Source organism: Mesorhizobium sp. M7A.F.Ca.CA.004.04.2.1, from assembly GCF_004022825.1.
Lineage (GTDB): Bacteria > Pseudomonadota > Alphaproteobacteria > Rhizobiales > Rhizobiaceae > Mesorhizobium.
The window spans coordinates 1-1,793 of record NZ_RZPH01001149.1; the positions used below are offsets into that span (position 1 = coordinate 1).

3 protein-coding genes are annotated in these 1,793 nt (G+C 62.7%); all 3 read right to left on the reverse strand.

Features of this window, described 5'->3' with window-relative positions; genetic code table 11:
• Positions 1 to 244 (reverse strand): hypothetical protein (locus EN893_RS32295; protein ID WP_206640219.1); only part of this gene is annotated, 244 nt, incomplete at its 3' end.
• A gap of 298 nt (positions 245 to 542) precedes the next feature.
• Positions 543 to 1,304 carry a glucose 1-dehydrogenase gene (locus EN893_RS32300; RefSeq protein ID WP_127266976.1) on the reverse strand — a complete coding sequence of 254 codons (762 nt, stop codon included), beginning with the start codon at positions 1,302 to 1,304 and terminating at the stop codon, positions 543 to 545.
• Positions 1,305 to 1,314: 10 nt separating this feature from the next.
• A partial coding sequence (locus EN893_RS32305) for an ABC transporter permease subunit (protein ID WP_128362107.1) occupies positions 1,315 to 1,793 on the reverse strand: 479 nt, incomplete at its 5' end.

Below are 1,793 nucleotides of genomic sequence, written 5' to 3' on the forward strand. Positions count from 1 at the left end.
TGTCGACCGTGGTGTCGTCCGTTTTGGCCTTTGCCACCTGCCCCCGAGCCGACGAAGACTTGCCGTGCGAACCGCCGCTCTTGCCATTGCTATTGCCGCCGTTACCGCCGGCATTGCCCCCGCCGTTGCCGTTGCCACCGCCATTGCCGCCGCCGTGCCCGTTGCCGCCGGCTCCGGCGAGCGCCGGAGACGCCAGAAGCGCCAATGCGGCAAGCGCCGCGAACAGAGTTTTCCGGTTTGTCATGGTAATCTCCTCGGGAATCGTCACCTGGCCCGACCGCTAGTGACCGTCCTATGAGAAATCGCTAATTGTACAGAGTAAACTTTAGACAAATGCTGTCTCAATACGCGATCTGCCGATCAGCCCGAAGCATAACCATCTGATATTAAACACGAATCAGCGCTCTTGAACGGCGATGGCACTGAAGTCCCATGCCGGCAGGACTATAGTCCTGCCGGAATCCAGCGGCATGGGTGAAAGTCGTGACGTGGTATATCGGAAAGGCTTTGAAACAGGGCAATTGATAAAGAAAGCACAAGTCTCAGCCGATACTTTCACCGCCGTCGATTACCAGCGCCTGGCCGGTCATGAAGGATGAGCGGTCGGAGACGAGGAACAGGATCGCTTCCGCGATCTCATCGGCGCTGGCCCAGCGTCCCATCGGAATCTTGGTGCGGACATAGGTTTCGATCGCCTCGCGTCCGCCCATCTGGGCGATGAACGGTTCGTTGAACGGCGTGTCGACCCAGCCCGGGCAGAGCGCGTTGACGCGGACATTGTGCCGGGCATAGTCGAGCGACATCTGCCGCGTCATTGCCACTACCGCGTGTTTGGAAGTGGCGTAAGCGATCATCTCGCGGTCGTAGAACACGCCCGAATTGGAGGCGGTATTGAGGATGACACCACCGCCTCGTGCGACCATCGACGGCATGACCATCCTGGCCGCCAGGAACTGCGCCCGCACATTGACCCGCCATGACGCGTCCATGCCGCCGACCTCGACCTCGGTCAGCGTTCCGCCGACCTGGATGCCGGCGTGATTGTGCAGGATGTCGATGCGCCTGTGCCTCTCGATCGTGCCGGCAATGAGCTTTTCCAGCGCCCCATCGTCCGCGACGTCAGTGGCGATCGCCTCGGCCTGCCCGCCCACTGCCCTTATGTCCGAAGCCGTTGCTTCGCCGGCGGCCTGATCCCTGTCGGCGATGACGACCACCGCGCCTTCCCTGCCCATGATCATGGCGCCGGCGCGCCCGATGCCGGAGCCGGCGCCGGTCACGACGGCGATGCGGTCTTTGAGGATCATGATGCGACTTTCAGTTCGACGGCTTGCGCTGGCGCAATTGCCATTGGGCAAGCACCACAAGCAGCACGGAAGCGACGAGCACGATCGTCGCGATGGCGTTGATCTCCGGCGTCACGCCGCGCCGGATCGACGCGAAGACATAGATCGGCAGCGTCGTCTGCGCCCCGGCGACGAAGAAGGCCACAATGAAATCGTCGAAGGAGAAGGTGAAGGCGAGCAGGAAACCGGCAACGACGGCCGGCATGATCTGCGGCAGCACGATCGAGCGGAACGTCGTCAATGGCGTGGCGTAGAGATCGCTCGACGCCTCGACCAGATTGCGGTCGAGGCTGCCGAGACGCGTGCCGACGATCATCGTCACCAGCGCCATGGAGAACAGGCCGTGCGCCGCGATGATCGAGCCGTAGCCGAGCGCCAGGCGCGGCGGCTGGTCGTCGGGCCAGATCGAGGCGAGGAACGGATTGACGACCGTGAACAGCTGGACGAGCG

What these genes read in the sequence shown, in the direction of transcription:
- EN893_RS32300 (WP_127266976.1), bottom strand. Translation starts at nt 1,304, where the DNA reads ATGATCCTCAAAGACCGCATCGCCGTCGTGACCGGCGCCGGCTCCGGC.